This window comes from Variovorax sp. Varisp46 (assembly GCF_059491885.1).
Genome location: NZ_CP168515.1, coordinates 115,838 through 131,784, shown reverse-complemented (window position 1 = coordinate 131,784; position 15,947 = coordinate 115,838). Strand labels below are relative to the sequence as shown.

Below are 15,947 nucleotides of genomic sequence, written 5' to 3'. Positions count from 1 at the left end.
CCGCACGCTTACCGCTTATCTACGCGGCGTTCTTGAACGCTTGCCCACGCATCTGCACAGCCGCGTCGACGAATCTTGCCACCTCGCTGGGTGCCAGCGACCGCCCAGATCCACAGGGCTGGAGCCTCGTGCTAATCAGCTGCTACTGCATTTACTTGCTGTGCAACTGCGAGCACTTCACGTGACGTGTAGACACCGTGGAGCCAAACGACTCGATAAGGATCCAATAGCGGCGATCAGAGAGAGACGCTACGCTTGAGGCCTGCGGCTCAGAACAGCCCCAATTAATGGAGTGGACACCCTGCCGTTCTGGACGTTGATCAATGCCCTAAGAAAGCAACATGCCACCAATCTATCCCGACCTTGCGTGGTACTCAGCGCAGAGCGAGCGAAAAGGCCTCCCGGGCCGATGTCCGCATGCGAACATCCAACGCTGTCCCCGCTACTTCTATTCTGCGGCACTTCTCTCAGACACGGGAATCACGACCCGGATGTCGAAGGCGTTGCATGACATCACTCTCGCGAAATGGCACTCCCACGAACTCGCTCCTGCGACAGCCGAGACAGAGACCTCAATCACGTCTCATAACACGGCACCTAAGTCCTTCTCGAACTTCTGCCCAGAGGTCGCCTACGACACATTCAAGCTGTTCGGCAGTACGCTCATTCTCGTGGGAGACGACCCGGTTGATCGACAGATTGGCGAACGATTGATCGAGGAAGATCCTGCTCCTGCGGAAAAAGACTGGCGCTGGACTTGGAGCCACGTAGAGCCGCTCCATTATTCAGACTGTCCCATGTACGCCCAACTACATCAGGAGAAACCGATGTCCAACACCAATATCACGTTCAATGGCCCGGTTTCAGGACATGTCAACGTCGCGGGACACTCCATTGCCGCACCGGTTATGTTGCTCTCAGTCGCAGAGCTGATTTCTAAGATCGATGCCTCAAATGTAGCCCCCCCGGATAAGGAGGCTGCAAAGTCAAAGTTGGCCGAGTTTCTTTCTCATCCAGTTGTAGCTGCAATCATCGGAGGGCTGGCCGGGAAGATTGGAGGCTAGTCGCTTCTCCTGCCTATACTCCGGCGACTTGGAGGATTGAGGATGACTGTTCGAGCCGTAGTGTGGGCCGTTACCATTGGTCTGGCGGCAGTCGTGGGCGGGATTTTTTACTGCCATCCACCCGTGCAGCCGTCAGATTGGGCAAGCTGGGCATCCGCGATTGGAACAATGGCTGCCGTCTTCGTGGCAGTTTGGGCTACCTTCGCCGCGGAAGATCGACAGCAAAGGGAAGCCATGCGATCCGCACGCATCACCTCGGTGACAGTGGCATCAATTTCATCTCGGCTGATTGAAGAGTTGGAACGAATCGAAGCCTCCCTGGAGAACATACAAGTCAACGGCACCGGGCCTGCAACAATTGCACTCCTAGTGAACAGGTTGAAGGGTCTGCCGGCCCCCAGCGAGGAACAACTCCTTCGTTTGACCCATGCCCCCGGAAGCATGGCTGTTGATGTTGCCGCAGCTCTCGGGAAGATCAGCTACGCGGCCAGTCAGCTTTCGCCTGCTGAACTGGAGCCGCTGGGGATTGACTCCACCTCTCGCACGAAAGAAGGCGCGAGTCGCACTCGGCCAACTGTCAACTCAGCCAGGACCACGCTCCTACAGGCGATCCAAGACATGGTTGCGTTCCACTCATCCCTTAAGGGCAAGTCCTGACCTTGCCCGAACTATCGTGGCCTTTTTTCGGAGGTGGCATGCGGGTGAAGACGACGGCCCTCTCCTCGCTCGGCATCGCGCAAAACATCCCCAATTCCTAATGGCTCTTCCGCAGCGCCTCTTCCTTACCCCTCTACTGCCATCCTGTCAGCCGTATCGAAGAGCGCTGCCGCATCACTGGCAGCAGGTTGTTCGCCGCAGCCGTCATCAAGGCGAGTTCACCAGATGCCTACGAAACGACGGACACGGGCTACTTTGCAGCCAAGAAGTCTTCCGTCGAAGTCATTTGGGCTGGCCCGCGTGCATGGTTCCGTCCGTGAAACTGGTCGCAGTTGCAGAGTTGACTGCTTGGCGTTGCTTACCGGCGGCCACGTCTCAATCATTAATGCGCTGTCTCGGACTTTAATGCGCTGTCTCAGACATTAATGGCAAAGAACAAAAGAAAGCCCTGGCGTTCGCCCGCACTCACTCCACCGTCACGCTCTTCGCCAGGTTGCGCGGCTTGTCCACGTCCGTCCCCCGCGCACACGCCGTGTGATACGCCAGCAGCTGCAGCGGCACAACGTGCAGGATCGGCGAGAGCGCGCCGTAGTGCTCCGGCATGCGGATCACGTGCAGCCCTTCGTTGCTCGTGATCTTCGTGTCGCCGTCGGCCAGCACGTAGAGCACGCCGCCGCGCGCGCGCACTTCCTGCAGGTTGCTCTTGAGCTTCTCGAGCAGCGCATCGTTCGGTGCGACGGCCACCACGGGCATCTCGCTCGTCACCAGCGCGAGCGGGCCGTGCTTGAGCTCGCCGGCGGCGTAGGCCTCGGCGTGGATGTACGTCACTTCCTTGAGCTTGAGCGCGCCTTCGAGCGCGATCGGGTAGTGCAGCCCGCGGCCCAGGAACAGCGCGTTGTCCTTGCGCGCGAAGTCCTCGGCCCAGCCGATGATCTGCGGCTCCAGCGCCAGCACCGACTGCAGCGCGACAGGCAGGTGGCGCATCTCCTTCAGGTAGCGCGCCTCGTCGGCTTCGCTCAGCCGGCCCTTCGCCTGCGCGATGGCCAGCGTGAGCAGGAACAGGCCCGCGAGCTGCGTGGTGAAGGCCTTGGTCGACGCCACGCCGATCTCCACGCCCGCCCGCGTGATGTACGCCAGCTTGCACTCGCGCACCATCGCGCTGGTGGCCACGTTGCAGATGGTCAGCGTCTGCTCCATGCCCAATGAGCGCGCATGCTTCAACGCGGCCAGCGTGTCGGCGGTTTCGCCCGATTGGCTGATGGTGACGACCAGCGTCTTCGGATCGGGCACGGAGTCGCGGTAGCGGTATTCGCTCGCGATCTCGACCTGCGTGGAAATCTTCGCGATGCCTTCGAGCCAGTACTTGGCGGCGCAGCCGCTGTAGTAGCTGGTGCCGCAGGCGAGGATGAGGATCTTGTCGATGTCCTGGAACACGCGGTGGGCGCTGGCGCCCGTGGCGCCATCCTGGCCGACGCCGTCGAACAGCTCGGGCACGATGCCTTCCACGCCTTCGAGCGTGTCGCCGATGGCACGCGGCTGCTCGAAGATTTCCTTCTGCATGTAGTGGCGGTAGGGGCCGAGCTCGGCCGCGCCGCTGTGGGCCTGCACGGTGCGCACGACGCGCGTCACGGGCTTGTGGTTCCTGTCGACGATCCAGTACTTGCCGGGCTGCACGTCGACCACATCGCCTTCTTCGAGGTAGATGATCTGGTCGGTCACGCCGGCCAAGGCCATCGCGTCGCTGGCGAGGAAGTTCTCTGCGCCGTCCTTGCCTGCACCGAGGATCAGCGGCGAACCCGCGCGTGCGCCGACCACGCGCTGCGCTTCGTCGCGGCAGATCACGGCGATGGCATAGGCGCCGTGCAACTGCAGCACGGCGGCCTTCACGGCTTCGAACAGGTCGCCGTCGTAGAGGCTGTCGACGAGGTGAGCGATGACCTCGGTGTCGGTCTGGCTCTCGAACACGTAGCCCCTGGCTTCGAGCGTGGCGCGCAGGGCTTCGTGGTTTTCGATGATGCCGTTGTGCACGAGCGCAATGCGGCCTGGGCGCGCGGCCGGCGCATCGGCACCGGGGCCATGGCTGAAATGCGGGTGGGCGTTGTGCACCGCCGGCGCACCGTGCGTGGCCCAGCGCGTGTGGGCGATGCCGGTGAGGCCTTCGACCTTGTCGTCGCGCACCTGCGCCACGAGGTCAGCCACGCGCGAGGTGGTGCGCGCGCGCGTCAGGCCGCCGGCATGCACCGCCACGCCGCACGAGTCATAGCCGCGGTATTCGAGCCGCTGAAGGCCCTGGACCAGGACCGGAACGATGTTGCGATGGGACGCTGCCCCGACGATGCCGCACATGGTGAGCTGCCTTTTGAATGGAGAGGAGCCTGAATGGTAGGCAGGCCAGAAAGAAATATGTCTTCTTAATACCGATAGTTTTGACTTTTTATTTCATGCCATTACATGTATGGATTTTTATTCCATAATTTCACCGAATATGGAATCAATATCGCTAGATTCAATAGACCTGCGCCTGCTCGACGCCCTTCAGCGCGACGCCTCGCAGACCAACCAGCGCCTGGCCGCCGATGCCGGCATCTCGCCGCCCACCTGCCTGCGCCGGGTGCAGCGGCTGCACGAGCAAGGGCTCATCGAACGCCAGGTCGCGCTGCTGTCGCCCGACCGGCTCGCCGCGGCGCTGGGCCACGGCCTGCAGGCGGTGATCGAGATTTCGCTCGACCGGCAGGACGCCGCGTCGCTCGACGCCTTCGAGGCCCGCGTGATCGCAGACGACGCGGTGCAGCAGTGCTGGCGCGTGTCGCCGGGGCCGGACTTCGTGCTGGTGGTGGCCGCGCGCGACATGCCGGACTACGGCGCGCTCACGCAGCGCCTGTTCACGGCCGATGCGAACGTGCGCAACGTCAAGGCCTTCTTCAGCCTCAAGCGCGCCAAGTTCGAGCCCAAGGTGCCGCTGGCACCCCGGGCATGAGGAAGAAGGCGATCAGGCCTTCGGTTTTTTTTGCGGGCGCTTCCAGTTCGGGAAACTGACCTGCTTGCCGCGCGCCACGGTCAGCGCGCCAGGCTCGGTCGACTTGTTGATGGTCGACCCACCGCCGATGGTGCCGCCCGCGCCGATGGTGACCGGCGCCACCAGCACGCAGTTGCTGCCCACGTGCACGTCGTCGCCGATCACGGTGCGGTGCTTGTTGGCGCCGTCATAGTTGGCGGTGATGCTGCCCGCGCCGTAGTTGACGCGCTCGCCCACGGTGGCGTCGCCCAGGTACGCCAGGTGGTTGGCCTTGGCGCCGGGGGCCAGCGTCGAGTTCTTGACCTCGACGAAGTTGCCGATGTGGACCTCCGCGCCCAGTTGCGCGCCGGGACGCAGCCGCGCGAAGGGGCCGACGAGTGCGCCCGCACCCACCGTCACGCCAGCCTTCTCGCCGTCGACGTGGGTGAACGGGTGGATCACTGCACCGGCCTCGATGCGCGCATTGGCAATCACGCAATTGGCACCGATGCGCACGCCCTCGCCCAACGACACCACGCCTTCGAAGATGCAGTTGACGTCGATCTCCACGTCGCCCGCGCATTCGAGCGTGCCGCGCAGGTCGAAGCGCGCCGGGTCGGCCAGGCGCACGCCCTGCTCCATCAGCGCGTTGGCCTGGCGCAGCTGCCAGGCACGTTCGAGCGCCGCGAGCTGGGCGGGGCTGTTGATGCCGGCCACCTGAAGGGCATCGGCGGTGACGTGCGCGACCACGGGCACGCCGTCGGCGGCGGCGAACTTCACCACGTCGGTCAGGTAGTACTCGCCCTGCGCGTTCCTGTTGTCCAGCCGCGCGAGCCAGCCCTTGAGCAGGCGCGCGGGCACTGCCATCACGCCGCTGTAGATCTCGCGCACGGCACGCTGCGCTTCGCTTGCGTCCTTGTGCTCGACGATGGCAGTGACCTCGCCACCGCCCGCCGCGCGGATGACGCGTCCGTAGCCGCTCGGGTCGTCGAATTCGATGGTCAGCAGCGCGAGCCGCTGTCCCCCGCTGGCCGCGATGAGCGCACGCAGCGTGTTCTCGCCGATCAGCGGCACGTCGCCCGACAGCACGACCACCGTGCCGTCGTCCGGCAGCAGCGGCGCGGCCTGCTGCACCGCGTGGCCGGTGCCGAGCTGCGGCTCCTGGCGCGCGAAGCGCAGCGTGGCACCAGGGATGCCGCTGTCCAGCGAAGCCTCGACTTCGGCCGCGCCGTGCCCGGTGACAACCACCACGCTGCGCGCACCGATGCGCGCGGCGGTGCCCGCCACATGCGCCAGCAGGGCGCGGCCACCCAATCGATGCAACACTTTGGGCAGCCTGCTTTTCATGCGCGTGCCCTTGCCGGCGGCCATGATGACGATGTCGACCGGCCCCTGGTTGTCTTGTTGCGGAGTTTGATTCATGCGTTTTTCTTCCCGATTTCGTTGCGCTGCAGTGGCGCGGATTATCGGCGTGCTGCTTGCCGCCGCCGCCCTGGGCGCCTGCAGCGCGATCAAGCTGGCCTACAACAACCTGCCCACGGTGAGCTACTGGCGGCTCGACGCCTACCTGGACTTCAACGGTGCGCAGACTCCGAAGGTGCGCGACGAACTCGAGCAGTTGCTGGCCTGGCACCGGCAGAACGAGCTGCCGCGCATCGCCTCGCTGCTGCAGGAGGCGCAGGCGCTGGCGCCGGGCGAGGTGACGCCGGCACAGGTATGCGCCATGACCGACCGCATCCGCGAGCGCCTGCTGGCCGTGACCGAGCGCGCCGAGCTCGCTGGTACCGAACTGGCGCTCAGCCTGAGCGAGTCCCAGCTGCAGCAGCTGGAACGCAAGTACGCGAAGGTCAACGCCGAATACCGCAAGGGCTGGCTCGAGCGCACTCCGGCGCAGGTGCAGGAAAAGCGCTACGACCGGGCCCTCGACCGGGCCGAGGATTTCTATGGCCGGCTCACCGACGAGCAGCGCGACCTGCTGAAGCAGCAGGCGGCGCAGTCGGTGTTCGACCCGCGGCTGACGGATGCCGAGCGCCGCAGGCGCCAGCAGGACGCACTGGCGGTGCTGCGCGGCTTCGTCGCCGGCAAGCCATCGCCCGCCGAGGCGCGCGCCGCGCTGCACGACTACATCCAGCGCATCGCTGAGCCGCCGCCCGGACCCTGGCGCGACCAGCAGCAGGCGCTGCTGCAGGAAGGCTGCCGCAACACGGCGGCGCTGCACAACAGCACCACCGCCAGCCAGCGCGCGCAGGCGGTGCGCCGGCTGCAGGCCTACCAGGAAGACCTGCGCCAGCTGACGGCCACGCGCTGAAGGGCCTGCCTCCTCAGATCAAGGGCGTGGGACGCATCGGGCGCTCGAAGTAGTCGCCCAGCTTTTCCAGCGCATGCGGCTCCATGATGCGCAGCCAGCCGGCGTCGATCTTGTAGAACCCCAGGCGCTGCAGCCGCCGCAGCGTCTTGTTGGTGTGCACCAGCGAGAGCCCGAGCGCGTCGGCGATGTGCTGCTGGTTGAACGGAAACTCGACCCAGCCGTCGCGCACCATGCCCACGCGTTCCGCGCGGCGGTACAGGTGCATCAGCAGCATGGCCACGCGCTCGGCGGCGTTGCGCCGCCCCGAGGTGACGAGGCTGTCGTCGACCATCTTTTCTTCGCCCGCCACCAGCCAGGTGATGTCGTAGCCGAGCTTGGGCTGGGCATGGAACAGCTCCCAGAGCCGCTCGCGCGAGAACGCGCACAGCGCGACGTCGGTCACCGCCTCCACGCCGTGCGTGTGGCCGTCGGCGAACTCGTCCTGCAGACCGAGGAAGTCGCCGGGCAGCAGGAAGCTCAGTATCTGCCGCCGGCCGTCGCTCAAGGTCTTGTAGCGAAAGGCCCAGCCCGAATAGAGGGTGAAGAGCTGCGGGCTGCGCCGGTGCTCGTCGATGATCGAGCTGCCGGCTTCCACCCGCCGGGAGCCGACGCGAAACGCCTGGATGGTCGCGAGTTCTTCGCCCGAGACCGGCAGGAACGCATCGAGGCGGCGCAATACGCATTGGTCGCACGGATTCATGCCCTGGGGAGGCGACGCGGCAACGGGGTAGTCCTCGAATTTCACGCTTCACTATAGGCCGTTCGCCTGTGTCTTTTGACATTTCGCGGCGTCCCCGGCTTTCCTACACTGCGCACGTCCTCCCCTCACCAGACGCATGACAGACGAACAACCGCAGAAACTCCCGCTCCACGAGGTCCTTTACTGCAGCACGCTGGCCCAGGACCAGTCCCCGGCTACCGTAGGGTCGATCACTTCCCAGGCACGCGCGCGCAACGCGGAGCGCGGCATCACGGGGCTGCTGGTGTTCGACGGCCTGCGTTTCTGCCAGCACCTGGAAGGCCCGCGCGAGGCCGTCGACATGCTGATGCGGCAGATCGAGAAGGATCCGCGCCATGTCGACGTCAGGGTGCTCTACGAGGCCCCCCTGGAGGCCCGCCGCTACAGCGGCTTCGGCATGGGGCTGGCCGAATGCGAGGGCCTCGACCTGATGGCCGGCGTGCACGTGCTGGACGGCGAGGCGGCCCTTCGGCACTTCCTGGACCTGCAGCCCAGCTTCGACATCAACTGCTGAATGGAGCGGCCGGTTCCCCAAAAAGAGAAAAGCGGCCGGAAGGCCGCTTTTTCAGCTCCTGGAGGCGGGCGGTCGATCAGGCGTTGTCCCAGCTGTAGGTCGCGCCGTAGCCGTCCCACGCCTCCATCACGATGCGCTGGCCCGCGGCCACCGTCAGCGATTCGCCGGGTGCGAGCACCAGGTCTTCGCTGGGATTGCGCAGCGTGGCGTCGGGCGTGATCCACACCCGGCCCTGCTTGACCCGCAGGATGCTGGCCGACCGTGCCTTCAGGCTCATCGCCTCGCCGGGCGCGATCTGCCAGGCGCCACGGCGCACGGCCGGCGGAACGGCGGCGGCGCGGGCAGGAACGGACAGGGGCGAGAACGATTCGGTGGTGCAGACAGCGGTGGACATGGTGTAACTCCTTGGGCTTTGCCGAAGCGCTTGACAGAAAGAGGCAATAGCGCAGTTCGGGAATGAATGATCGTTTCTACGGCGTTGGCGGTCCAATGAAAACGAGTTAGCCTACTGATGCGTGTTCAGCATCAATCGACCTGGACGCCGACTCGCCCTCCAAAGTCATACCCATGCAACATTCGCAGACCCATTTGCGCTCCCGCCCGATCTCCGCCGGGCACCTGCGCGCCTTCGAGGCGGTGGCCCGGCACCTGAACTTCCGCGCCGCAGCGGAAGAAATGGCGCTGACCCAGTCGGCCGTGAGCCGCCAGATCCAATCGCTCGAGGAAGAGGTGGGCGTGGCCCTGTTCCTGCGCCATACGCGCGCGGTGGAGCTCACGAGCGCCGGCGCCCTGCTGCTGCTGGCGGTGCAGCAGTCGCTGCCGCGCATCGACATGGCCGTGCGCCAGATCCGCCAGAGCGCGGGACGCCAGAGCGTGTCGCTGACCACCTTTGCCTCGTTCGCCTCGATGTGGCTGATCCCGCGGCTGGAGGCCTTCCAGCGCGACAACCCCGAGATCGACATCCGCATCGACGCCAGCGACGTCGCGGTCGACCTCGAAGTGGCAGACGTGGACATCGCCCTGCGCTACGGCCCGCGTGAAAGCATGCCCGCCGGCGCCGTGCGCCTGTTCGGCGAAACGCTGACGCCCGTGGCCAGCCCCTGGCTGCTGAAGAGCAACCCGCCCATCAAGACGCCCGCGGACATCACCCGGTTCACGCTGATCGAGGCCGGCGACGCGCACCGCACGCACCTGGAGTGGCTGACCTGGCGCCGCTGGTTCGAGGTGAACGGGCTGGAGCGCGCACAGCCCAAGCGCTGGCTCTATTTCAACTACGCCTACCAGATGGTGCAGGCCGCGCTCACCGGCCAGGGCGTGACGCTGGCGCGCAGTTCGCTGATTGCCGAGAGCCTGGCCAACGGCGACCTGGTGGAGGTGCTGCCGCAGCACCGCATGGACTCGCCGATGTCCTACTGGCTCATCGCCGGGCCGCGCAATGCGCTTCGCCCGGAGATCAGGGCCTTCTGCGACTGGCTGCAGCTGCAGGCCGTGACCACGCGCGAAACCATCGGCGAGGTGCCCGATCCGGACACCGTCGACAACATCGACTGACCGAGCCGCTCAGCTCGTTGGCCAGACGACGCCGTTGTCGTTGAGGATCGCGTCGAGCGGCAGGTCGTGCGCCTCTGGCTCGAAGTCTTCAAGGAAGCCGTGGGTGAACCCCAGCCCCACCGTGAACGGCCGCGGCTCCAGCGCGGCCAGCGTGCGGTCGTAGAAACCGCCGCCATAGCCCAGCCGGTAGCCGCCCGCGCTGTAGCCCACGCAGGGCACGAACAGCAGGGTCGGCACGATCAGCTCGGTGTCCTTGGGCTTGGGAATGCCGTAGGCGTCTTCTTCCATCTGGCAGCCCGGGTACCAGGCATGGAAGGTCAGCGTCTTGTGGACCTTGTCGATCACCGGCAGTCCGATGCGGCGACGCTGCGCCTCCTCCATCAGCTCGCCGTCTTCCTTCCATCGATGTAGCGCGGGCAGCGGATCGAACTCGCCCTTGATCGGCCAGTAGGCGCCAATCACGGTGTCGGGCCGGCCCACCAGCCAGATGCGCATCACGCGCTGCAGCAGGTCTGCGCGTGTCAGCCGGTCCGGCATGGCCAGGCGTTGTGCGATCAATGCCTTGCGCAGCTGATCCTTCAGAAAACTCGCCGTCGCCGAAGTGCCGGCATCCTTTGACTTGTCCATAATCCCCCGATGCAGTTCCCAAGCATTTTGGCACCCAAGCGCGCCTACCCGCGCAACACAACCCCCGCACTCGTTTTTTCCGCTGTCCTGGCCCTCGCCGCGTTGCTCTCGCAGCAGCCCGCCGCGGCACAGAACGGCAACACCAACGACGACGTGCTGATCCAGATGAAGCAGGCCTTCCAGCGCGGCGACAAAACCCGCCTGGCCGCCCTGCTGCCGCAAGCCCGAGGCCATGCGCTGGAACCCTGGGCCGCCTACTGGGAACTCAAGGCACGCCTGCAGGAAGCCGCCCCCAACGAAGTGCAGGACTTCTTCGCGCGCTACCCCGGCACCTACCAGGAAGATCGCCTGCGCAACGACTGGCTGCTGCTCACCGGCCAGCGCCGCGACTGGGACAACTTCTCCGCCTCGCTCGACGGCTTCCGCATGGGCGACGATGCACAGGTGCGTTGCTACGCGGTCCTGGTCGACACGCTGCGCAGCGGCACCGCCACGCAGGCGCAGGCCGACGAGGTGCGTCGCAGCTGGCTCGCCCAGAAAGACCTGGACGACGGCTGCCTCACCGCCGCAGACCGCATGGTCGCCGCCCGCCTGATGTCGACCAACGACGTCTGGAAGAAGGCCCGCCTGGCCATCGAGGCCAACCGCCCGCAGGCCGCGCGCGCCGCCGTCACCATCGCCGCGCCCGATGCGCTGCCGCTGTTCGACGAGCTCAACGCCAGCTCGGCCAAGTTCCTGACCGGCCGCGCCTTCGTGGCAGCCAAGTCGCGCAAGGAGCTGGTGGTGCTGGCGCTCATCAAGGTCGCCATTGCCGATCCCGAACTGGCCGCCTCGCAGCTCGACAGCAAGTGGGGCCCGATGCTCTCCGCCGAAGAGCGCAACTGGCTCTGGGGAACCATCGGCCGCGCCGCCGCCATCAAGCTCTGGCCGCAGGCCGGCAGCTATTTCGCCAACGTCACGAAGAACGGCGACCTGTCCGACGACATGCTCGGCTGGCGCGTGCGCGCCGCCCTGCGTGCGGGCCAGTGGAAAGAGGTGGCGCCCGCCATCGACGCCATGAGCGAAACCGCCCAGCTCGACCCGACCTGGGTCTACTGGAAAGCCCGCGCCCTGGCCAGCGTCGGCGGCGACGAACGCCGCGCCCAGGCCCGCGAGCTCTACCAGAGCATCGCCGGCTCGCGCGGCTTCTACGAAATGCTGGCGCTCGAAGAGCTGGGCCAGCGCACCATGGTGCCCACGCGCCCCGCCCCGCTCACGCCCGAGGAAAAGGCCGCCGCGCGCAACAACCCGGCGCTCGCCCGCGGCCTCTACGCCATCGCGATGGGCCTGCGCCCCGAAGGCACGCGCGAGTGGAACTACGCCACCAACCTGCACGACAAGGGCGGCATGGACGACCGCGCGCTGCTGGCCGCGGCCGACTTCGCCTGCCAGCGCGAGGTGTGGGACCGCTGCATCAACACCAGCGAGCGCACCAAGGGCGTGGTCGACGTGGAGCAGCGCTTCCCGATGCCCTTCCACGACACGGTGCTGCGCAAGGCCCAGGACATCGGCCTCGACCCGGCCTACGTCTACGGCCTGATCCGCCAGGAAAGCCGCTTCATCATGGATGCACGCTCCGGCGTCGGCGCCTCGGGCCTGATGCAGGTCATGCCCGCCACCGCGCGCTGGACGGCCCGCAAGATCGGCATGTCGGACTTTTCGCCCGGCCAGATCAACGACCGCGAGACCAACATCACCATCGGCACCAACTACCTGAAGCTCGCGCTCGACGACTTCGACGGATCGATGGCGCTGGCCGCCGCCGCCTACAACGCCGGCCCCGGCCGCCCGCGCAGCTGGCGCAACGGGCCGATGCTCGACGCCGCCATCTGGGCCGAGAACGTGCCGTTCACCGAGACGCGCGACTACGTGAAGAAGGTGCTGGCCAACACCACCAACTACGCCGCCATCATCAGCGGCCGGCCGCAGTCGCTGAAGGAGCGCCTGGGCCGCGTGGGGCCGCGCGACGCGGCCGAGCCGGAACCGAACAAGGACCTGCCCTGAGGCCCGCCCGATGAGCTGGCGCGACGAGGTCCTCGCCACCATCGCGTCCGAGTTCTCGGACGCGGCCGACGTCGCGCAGCTCACGCGCATCGTGCTGCGCCTCACGCTCGCGGGCGCACTGGGCTTCGTGCTCGGCTTCGAGCGCGAGCAGCAGGGCAAGGCTGCGGGCGTGCGCACCCACATGCTGGTGGCCATCGGCTCGGCGATGTTCGTGCTGATCCCGCAGCAGACCGGCATCGTGCCGGCCGACATGAGCCGCGTGATCCAGGGGCTGGTGGCGGGCGTGGGCTTTCTCTGCGCCGGCACCATCCTCAAGCAGGGCAAGGACGAGAGCCATGTGCAGGGCCTGACCACCGCCGCGGGGCTGTGGATGACGGCCGCCATCGGCATGGCCTGCGGGCTCGGCCGGGAGACCACCGCCATATTGAGCGCGCTGCTCGCGCTCGCCGTGCTGGCGCTGGTGCCGCACCTCGTGAGCCTGATCGAGCGCATGGGCAGTCCACCGAAGGGCGATGGCGGCGACGCCCGCAAACGCTGAGCGCGGCGCCCCCGCATCAATTCGCGCCGCGTTCGGCATCAATCGCTGGGCAGCGCCCGGCTAGCATCGAAGGCTTTTCCCGAATCACCGCAACGAACGGAGGCCTCCCCATGCGCAAGCTCTATGTCGGCAACAAGAATTACTCGTCGTGGTCCATGCGGCCCTGGGTGCTGATGAAGCAGGCCGGCATCGAATTCGAGGAAGTCGTGCTGCGCTTCGATTCGTTCGATGCCGACTCGCAGTTCAAGCACACCATCGGCGCGCTCAACCCGGTGGCCAAGGTGCCGGTGCTGGTGGACGGCGAACTCGTCGTCTGGGACACGCTGGCCATCGCCGAATACCTCGCCGAAGCCTTCCCCGAGAAGCAGCTCTGGCCCCGGTCGGTGGCCGACCGTGCGCGCGCGCGCAGCGTCTGCGCCGAAATGCATTCGGGCTTCGGCGGCCTGCGCAACCATTGCGGCATGAACATCGAGGCTTCGCTGCCCGAAGTGGGTGCGCGGCTGATGAAGGAGGTGCCTGAAGTCGCCAGCGACCTCGCGCGCATCGTGCAGATGTGGAGCGGCCTGCTGGAGGCGCACGGCGGCCCGATGCTGTTCGGCGCCCAGTTCGGCATCGCCGACGCCTACTTCGCACCGGTCGGCACGCGCATCAAGACCTTTGGCTTGCCGGTGCCGCCGCACATCACGGCCTACATCGAGCGCGTGCAGGCGCTGCCGGGCGTCAAGGCCTGGATCGACGATGCACTGGCGGAGAAGGACTTCCTGCCATTCGAAGAGCCCTACCGCACCCGGCGCTAGGGTCCTGGAGGCAGGTGGCAGGTCAGAACCGGTAGGTGGCCGCGAGGTAGGTCACGATGGGGTTCAGCTTCAGGCTGGCCTCGCTGGTGGCCACCGGCAGGCCGGTGACCGAGGTCGTGGTCAGCTTGGCCTTGGTCTTCAGCGGGATGTACGACACCGAGAACGAGAGGCCCCAGTGCTTGTCGAACTGGTAGGCCACGCCGACGTTGACCACGGGTGCGAACGAGCTGTCGAGCTTGGCCGTGGTGTTGACCGCAAACGGCGACTGGTGGAACTGGCTGGCCAGCGCGCCCTGCAGGTTCGAGGTCAGCTTGACGCCGCTGTACCAGACGTAGGTGGCGCCCAGGCCGACATAGGGACGAAAGGCGTCGTTGCCCTCGTTGAAGTAGTACTTGCCCAGGATGGTCGGGCTCCACTGGCGGGCCTCGCCAAGCTGGCCGACGCGGCCCAGGGTGCCGGTGCCGTCGAGCTTGAACTTCGGCGGCACGCCGAACACGCCTTCCACCGCCCAGTGGCTGTCGAGGAAATACATGGCGCTGAGGCCGAGGGTGTCGGAGTCGCTGGCGCTCGCGCCGGAGCCGGGCAGCACGGCCGGAATGGGCGAAGTCACGGTCAGCGGCTTGCTGGAATCCTGCGGTGACAGATGGAACCAGCCCGTGCCGAGGACCCAGTTGCCGGCCTGTTGCGCCATCGCACTTCCGGACGCCAAGGCCCCCAGAGTTGCCAGCGCAAACATCGTCTTCTTCATGCGAATTGCTCCTTTGGTTGAAAGATCCCTCCGCGGATTCGGGAGCTGGCTTGTGTCTGCCGCTTCATTTCGTCCGGTCGACGAACGATTACCCGGTTTGCTTCGAAAATTATCGAACGACCGTTCTATTTTTTGAACCCGGGAGTATCCCTACACTGCACCCATGAAGATTTTTCTCGTTGGCGGTGCACTGCGCGACCGCCTGCTGGAGCGCCCGGTGTCCGACCACGACTGGCTGGTGGTCGGCGCGACGCCCGAAGAAATGGTGGCCCGGGGCTACCTGCCGGTGGGGCGCGACTTTCCGGTGTTCCTGCACCCCGAGACGCGCGAGGAATACGCGCTGGCCCGCACCGAGCGCAAGAGCGCCCCGGGCTACCGCGGCTTCACCGTGCATGCCGCGCCCGACGTCACGCTGGAACAAGACCTCGCGCGCCGCGACCTGACCGTCAACGCCATCGCGCTGCCGGCCGAGCTGGTGGGCGCCGACGGCCGCTTCGACCCCACGCCCGCCGCGCTCGCCGACCCTTTTCACGGCCAGCGCGACCTGCGCGACAAGGTGCTGCGCCACGTGACGGACGCCTTCCGCGAAGACCCGGTGCGCATCCTGCGCGTGGCGCGTTTCGCGGCCCGCTTCGACGACTTCTCCGTCGCCCCGGAAACGATGGCGCTGATGCGCGAGATGGTCGCGGCCGGCGAGGCCGATGCGCTGGTGCCCGAACGCGTGTGGCAGGAGCTGTCGCGCGGCCTGATGGAAGCGCGTCCCTCGCGCATGTTCGAAGTGCTGCGCGACTGCGGCGCGCTGGCCGTGCTGCTGCCCGGGATCGAAACCGGCACGCAAGCCATGGCGGCCATCGATGCCGGTGCGCGCCTGCGGGCCTCGCTGGCGGTGCGCTTCGCCTGCCTCATGCGCAGCGTTGGACAACCGCAGCTGCAGCAGGTGTGCGACCGCTGGCGCGTGCCGGTGGACATCCGGGAGCTGGCCGAGGTGGTGGCGCGCGAGCATGGCCACGTCGACGGCAGCGGCGCACTCGATGCAACGGGGCTGGTGCGCCTGCTGGAGCGCTGCGATGCTTTCCGCAAGCCCGCACGCTTCGCCGAGGCGCTGCTGGCCTGCGAGTGCGATGCGCGCGGCCGGCCCGGCTTCGGCAACGCGACCTACCCGCAGCGCGAGCGCCTGCTCGCGGTGCTGGCAACGGCGGCGGCAGTGGCCACCGATGCGGTGGCGAAGGCTGCGCAGCAGTCGGGTGCCACCGGCCCGAAGATCGGCGAGGCGATTCACCGGGCGCGGGTGGAAGCCGTCGCGGCATCGCTGCCGGCACGAACCTGA

The 15,947-nt window shown here is 66.7% G+C and carries 16 protein-coding genes; 10 read left to right on the top strand and 6 right to left on the bottom strand.

What is annotated here, in order from left to right; translation table 11 throughout:
• Window positions 1-341: 341 nt before the first annotated feature.
• Together ACEN9N_RS00620 and ACEN9N_RS00615 are read left to right on the top strand one after the other, a co-directional pair.
• A complete protein-coding gene (locus ACEN9N_RS00620; protein WP_495655143.1) occupies window positions 342-1,064 on the top strand; it encodes a hypothetical protein in 723 nt (240 codons plus the stop codon).
• A 42-nt stretch (window positions 1,065-1,106) separates the two neighbouring features.
• Window positions 1,107-1,721 (top strand): hypothetical protein, encoded by a 615-nt coding sequence (locus ACEN9N_RS00615; RefSeq protein ID WP_495655142.1) that lies wholly within the window; start codon window positions 1,107-1,109, stop codon window positions 1,719-1,721.
• 465 nt (window positions 1,722-2,186) lie between these two features.
• Here ACEN9N_RS00615 and glmS read toward each other — a convergent pair whose 3' ends face one another.
• Window positions 2,187-4,067: a glutamine--fructose-6-phosphate transaminase (isomerizing) gene (gene glmS / locus ACEN9N_RS00610; protein ID WP_495655141.1), complete on the bottom strand. Its 1,881-nt coding sequence runs from the start codon at window positions 4,065-4,067 to the stop codon at window positions 2,187-2,189.
• Window positions 4,068-4,206: 139 nt separating this feature from the next.
• Here glmS and ACEN9N_RS00605 point away from each other — a divergent pair, with 139 nt between their 5' ends.
• The gene (locus ACEN9N_RS00605) at window positions 4,207-4,698 is read left to right on the top strand and encodes an Lrp/AsnC family transcriptional regulator (RefSeq protein WP_413315317.1); all 492 of its coding nucleotides are present in this window, start codon (window positions 4,207-4,209) and stop codon (window positions 4,696-4,698) included.
• 12 nt (window positions 4,699-4,710) lie between these two features.
• Here the strand turns inward: ACEN9N_RS00605 and glmU are convergent, their stop codons facing one another.
• On the bottom strand, window positions 4,711-6,138 hold the full coding sequence (gene glmU / locus ACEN9N_RS00600) for a bifunctional UDP-N-acetylglucosamine diphosphorylase/glucosamine-1-phosphate N-acetyltransferase GlmU (protein ID WP_413315318.1): 1,428 nt from the start codon (window positions 6,136-6,138) through the stop codon (window positions 4,711-4,713).
• Window positions 6,139-6,187: 49 nt separating this feature from the next.
• Here glmU and ACEN9N_RS00595 point away from each other — a divergent pair, with 49 nt between their 5' ends.
• The gene (locus tag ACEN9N_RS00595; RefSeq protein WP_495655140.1) at window positions 6,188-7,024 is read left to right on the top strand and encodes a DUF6279 family lipoprotein; all 837 of its coding nucleotides are present in this window, start codon (window positions 6,188-6,190) and stop codon (window positions 7,022-7,024) included.
• Between the two features lie 13 nt (window positions 7,025-7,037).
• On the opposite strand, the gene ACEN9N_RS00590 is transcribed toward ACEN9N_RS00595, so the two are convergent.
• The gene (locus ACEN9N_RS00590) at window positions 7,038-7,763 is read right to left on the bottom strand and encodes a Crp/Fnr family transcriptional regulator (protein ID WP_495656434.1); all 726 of its coding nucleotides are present in this window, start codon (window positions 7,761-7,763) and stop codon (window positions 7,038-7,040) included.
• 136 nt (window positions 7,764-7,899) lie between these two features.
• Here ACEN9N_RS00590 and ACEN9N_RS00585 point away from each other — a divergent pair, with 136 nt between their 5' ends.
• Window positions 7,900-8,316: a BLUF domain-containing protein gene (locus tag ACEN9N_RS00585; protein WP_495655139.1), complete on the top strand. Its 417-nt coding sequence runs from the start codon at window positions 7,900-7,902 to the stop codon at window positions 8,314-8,316.
• Between the two features lie 76 nt (window positions 8,317-8,392).
• Here the strand turns inward: ACEN9N_RS00585 and ACEN9N_RS00580 are convergent, their stop codons facing one another.
• Entirely contained in the window at window positions 8,393-8,710 is a 318-nt protein-coding gene (locus tag ACEN9N_RS00580) for a DUF2917 domain-containing protein (RefSeq protein WP_056597326.1), read from the bottom strand.
• A gap of 173 nt (window positions 8,711-8,883) precedes the next feature.
• On the opposite strand from ACEN9N_RS00580, the gene ACEN9N_RS00575 reads away from it, so the two are divergent.
• Window positions 8,884-9,867, top strand: a complete 984-nt coding sequence (locus ACEN9N_RS00575; protein WP_007831501.1) for a LysR substrate-binding domain-containing protein — start codon at window positions 8,884-8,886, stop codon at window positions 9,865-9,867.
• 9 nt (window positions 9,868-9,876) lie between these two features.
• Here ACEN9N_RS00575 and ACEN9N_RS00570 read toward each other — a convergent pair whose 3' ends face one another.
• Window positions 9,877-10,494, bottom strand: coding sequence for a 5-formyltetrahydrofolate cyclo-ligase (locus ACEN9N_RS00570; RefSeq protein WP_007831500.1), 618 nt, complete (start codon window positions 10,492-10,494; stop codon window positions 9,877-9,879).
• A gap of 9 nt (window positions 10,495-10,503) precedes the next feature.
• Here ACEN9N_RS00570 and ACEN9N_RS00565 point away from each other — a divergent pair, with 9 nt between their 5' ends.
• The 3 genes from ACEN9N_RS00565 to ACEN9N_RS00555 all read left to right on the top strand — a co-directional run bounded on the left by ACEN9N_RS00565 (window position 10,504) and on the right by ACEN9N_RS00555 (window position 13,872).
• Window positions 10,504-12,537, top strand: coding sequence for a lytic transglycosylase domain-containing protein (locus tag ACEN9N_RS00565; protein WP_495655138.1), 2,034 nt, complete (start codon window positions 10,504-10,506; stop codon window positions 12,535-12,537).
• A gap of 10 nt (window positions 12,538-12,547) precedes the next feature.
• Window positions 12,548-13,075, top strand: a complete 528-nt coding sequence (locus ACEN9N_RS00560; protein WP_413315321.1) for an MgtC/SapB family protein — start codon at window positions 12,548-12,550, stop codon at window positions 13,073-13,075.
• 110 nt (window positions 13,076-13,185) lie between these two features.
• Window positions 13,186-13,872, top strand: a complete 687-nt coding sequence (locus tag ACEN9N_RS00555; RefSeq protein ID WP_007831497.1) for a glutathione S-transferase family protein — start codon at window positions 13,186-13,188, stop codon at window positions 13,870-13,872.
• Window positions 13,873-13,894: 22 nt separating this feature from the next.
• Here the strand turns inward: ACEN9N_RS00555 and ACEN9N_RS00550 are convergent, their stop codons facing one another.
• A complete protein-coding gene (locus ACEN9N_RS00550; protein WP_413315323.1) occupies window positions 13,895-14,620 on the bottom strand; it encodes an OmpW/AlkL family protein in 726 nt (241 codons plus the stop codon).
• 163 nt (window positions 14,621-14,783) lie between these two features.
• Between ACEN9N_RS00550 and ACEN9N_RS00545 the strand changes: the two genes are divergently transcribed.
• Window positions 14,784-15,947: a tRNA nucleotidyltransferase/poly(A) polymerase-related protein gene (locus ACEN9N_RS00545; RefSeq protein ID WP_413315324.1), complete on the top strand. Its 1,164-nt coding sequence runs from the start codon at window positions 14,784-14,786 to the stop codon at window positions 15,945-15,947.

Bases quoted from the DNA above. Each gene is read 5' to 3' on its own strand.
- glmS (WP_495655141.1), bottom strand. From the start codon at position 4,067: ATGTGCGGCATCGTCGGGGCAGCGTCCCATCGCAACATCGTTCCGGTC.
- ACEN9N_RS00570 (WP_007831500.1), bottom strand. From the start codon at position 10,494: ATGGACAAGTCAAAGGATGCCGGCACTTCGGCGACGGCGAGTTTTCTG.
- ACEN9N_RS00550 (WP_413315323.1), bottom strand. From the start codon at position 14,620: ATGAAGAAGACGATGTTTGCGCTGGCAACTCTGGGGGCCTTGGCGTCC.
- ACEN9N_RS00580 (WP_056597326.1), bottom strand. From the start codon at position 8,710: ATGTCCACCGCTGTCTGCACCACCGAATCGTTCTCGCCCCTGTCCGTT.
- ACEN9N_RS00545 (WP_413315324.1), top strand. From the start codon at position 14,784: ATGAAGATTTTTCTCGTTGGCGGTGCACTGCGCGACCGCCTGCTGGAG.
- ACEN9N_RS00555 (WP_007831497.1), top strand. From the start codon at position 13,186: ATGCGCAAGCTCTATGTCGGCAACAAGAATTACTCGTCGTGGTCCATG.
- ACEN9N_RS00590 (WP_495656434.1), bottom strand. From the start codon at position 7,763: ATGAATCCGTGCGACCAATGCGTATTGCGCCGCCTCGATGCGTTCCTG.
- ACEN9N_RS00565 (WP_495655138.1), top strand. From the start codon at position 10,504: ATGCAGTTCCCAAGCATTTTGGCACCCAAGCGCGCCTACCCGCGCAAC.
- glmU (WP_413315318.1), bottom strand. From the start codon at position 6,138: ATGAATCAAACTCCGCAACAAGACAACCAGGGGCCGGTCGACATCGTC.
- ACEN9N_RS00620 (WP_495655143.1), top strand. From the start codon at position 342: ATGCCACCAATCTATCCCGACCTTGCGTGGTACTCAGCGCAGAGCGAG.
- ACEN9N_RS00605 (WP_413315317.1), top strand. From the start codon at position 4,207: ATGGAATCAATATCGCTAGATTCAATAGACCTGCGCCTGCTCGACGCC.
- ACEN9N_RS00585 (WP_495655139.1), top strand. From the start codon at position 7,900: ATGACAGACGAACAACCGCAGAAACTCCCGCTCCACGAGGTCCTTTAC.
- ACEN9N_RS00615 (WP_495655142.1), top strand. From the start codon at position 1,107: ATGACTGTTCGAGCCGTAGTGTGGGCCGTTACCATTGGTCTGGCGGCA.
- ACEN9N_RS00560 (WP_413315321.1), top strand. From the start codon at position 12,548: ATGAGCTGGCGCGACGAGGTCCTCGCCACCATCGCGTCCGAGTTCTCG.
- ACEN9N_RS00575 (WP_007831501.1), top strand. From the start codon at position 8,884: ATGCAACATTCGCAGACCCATTTGCGCTCCCGCCCGATCTCCGCCGGG.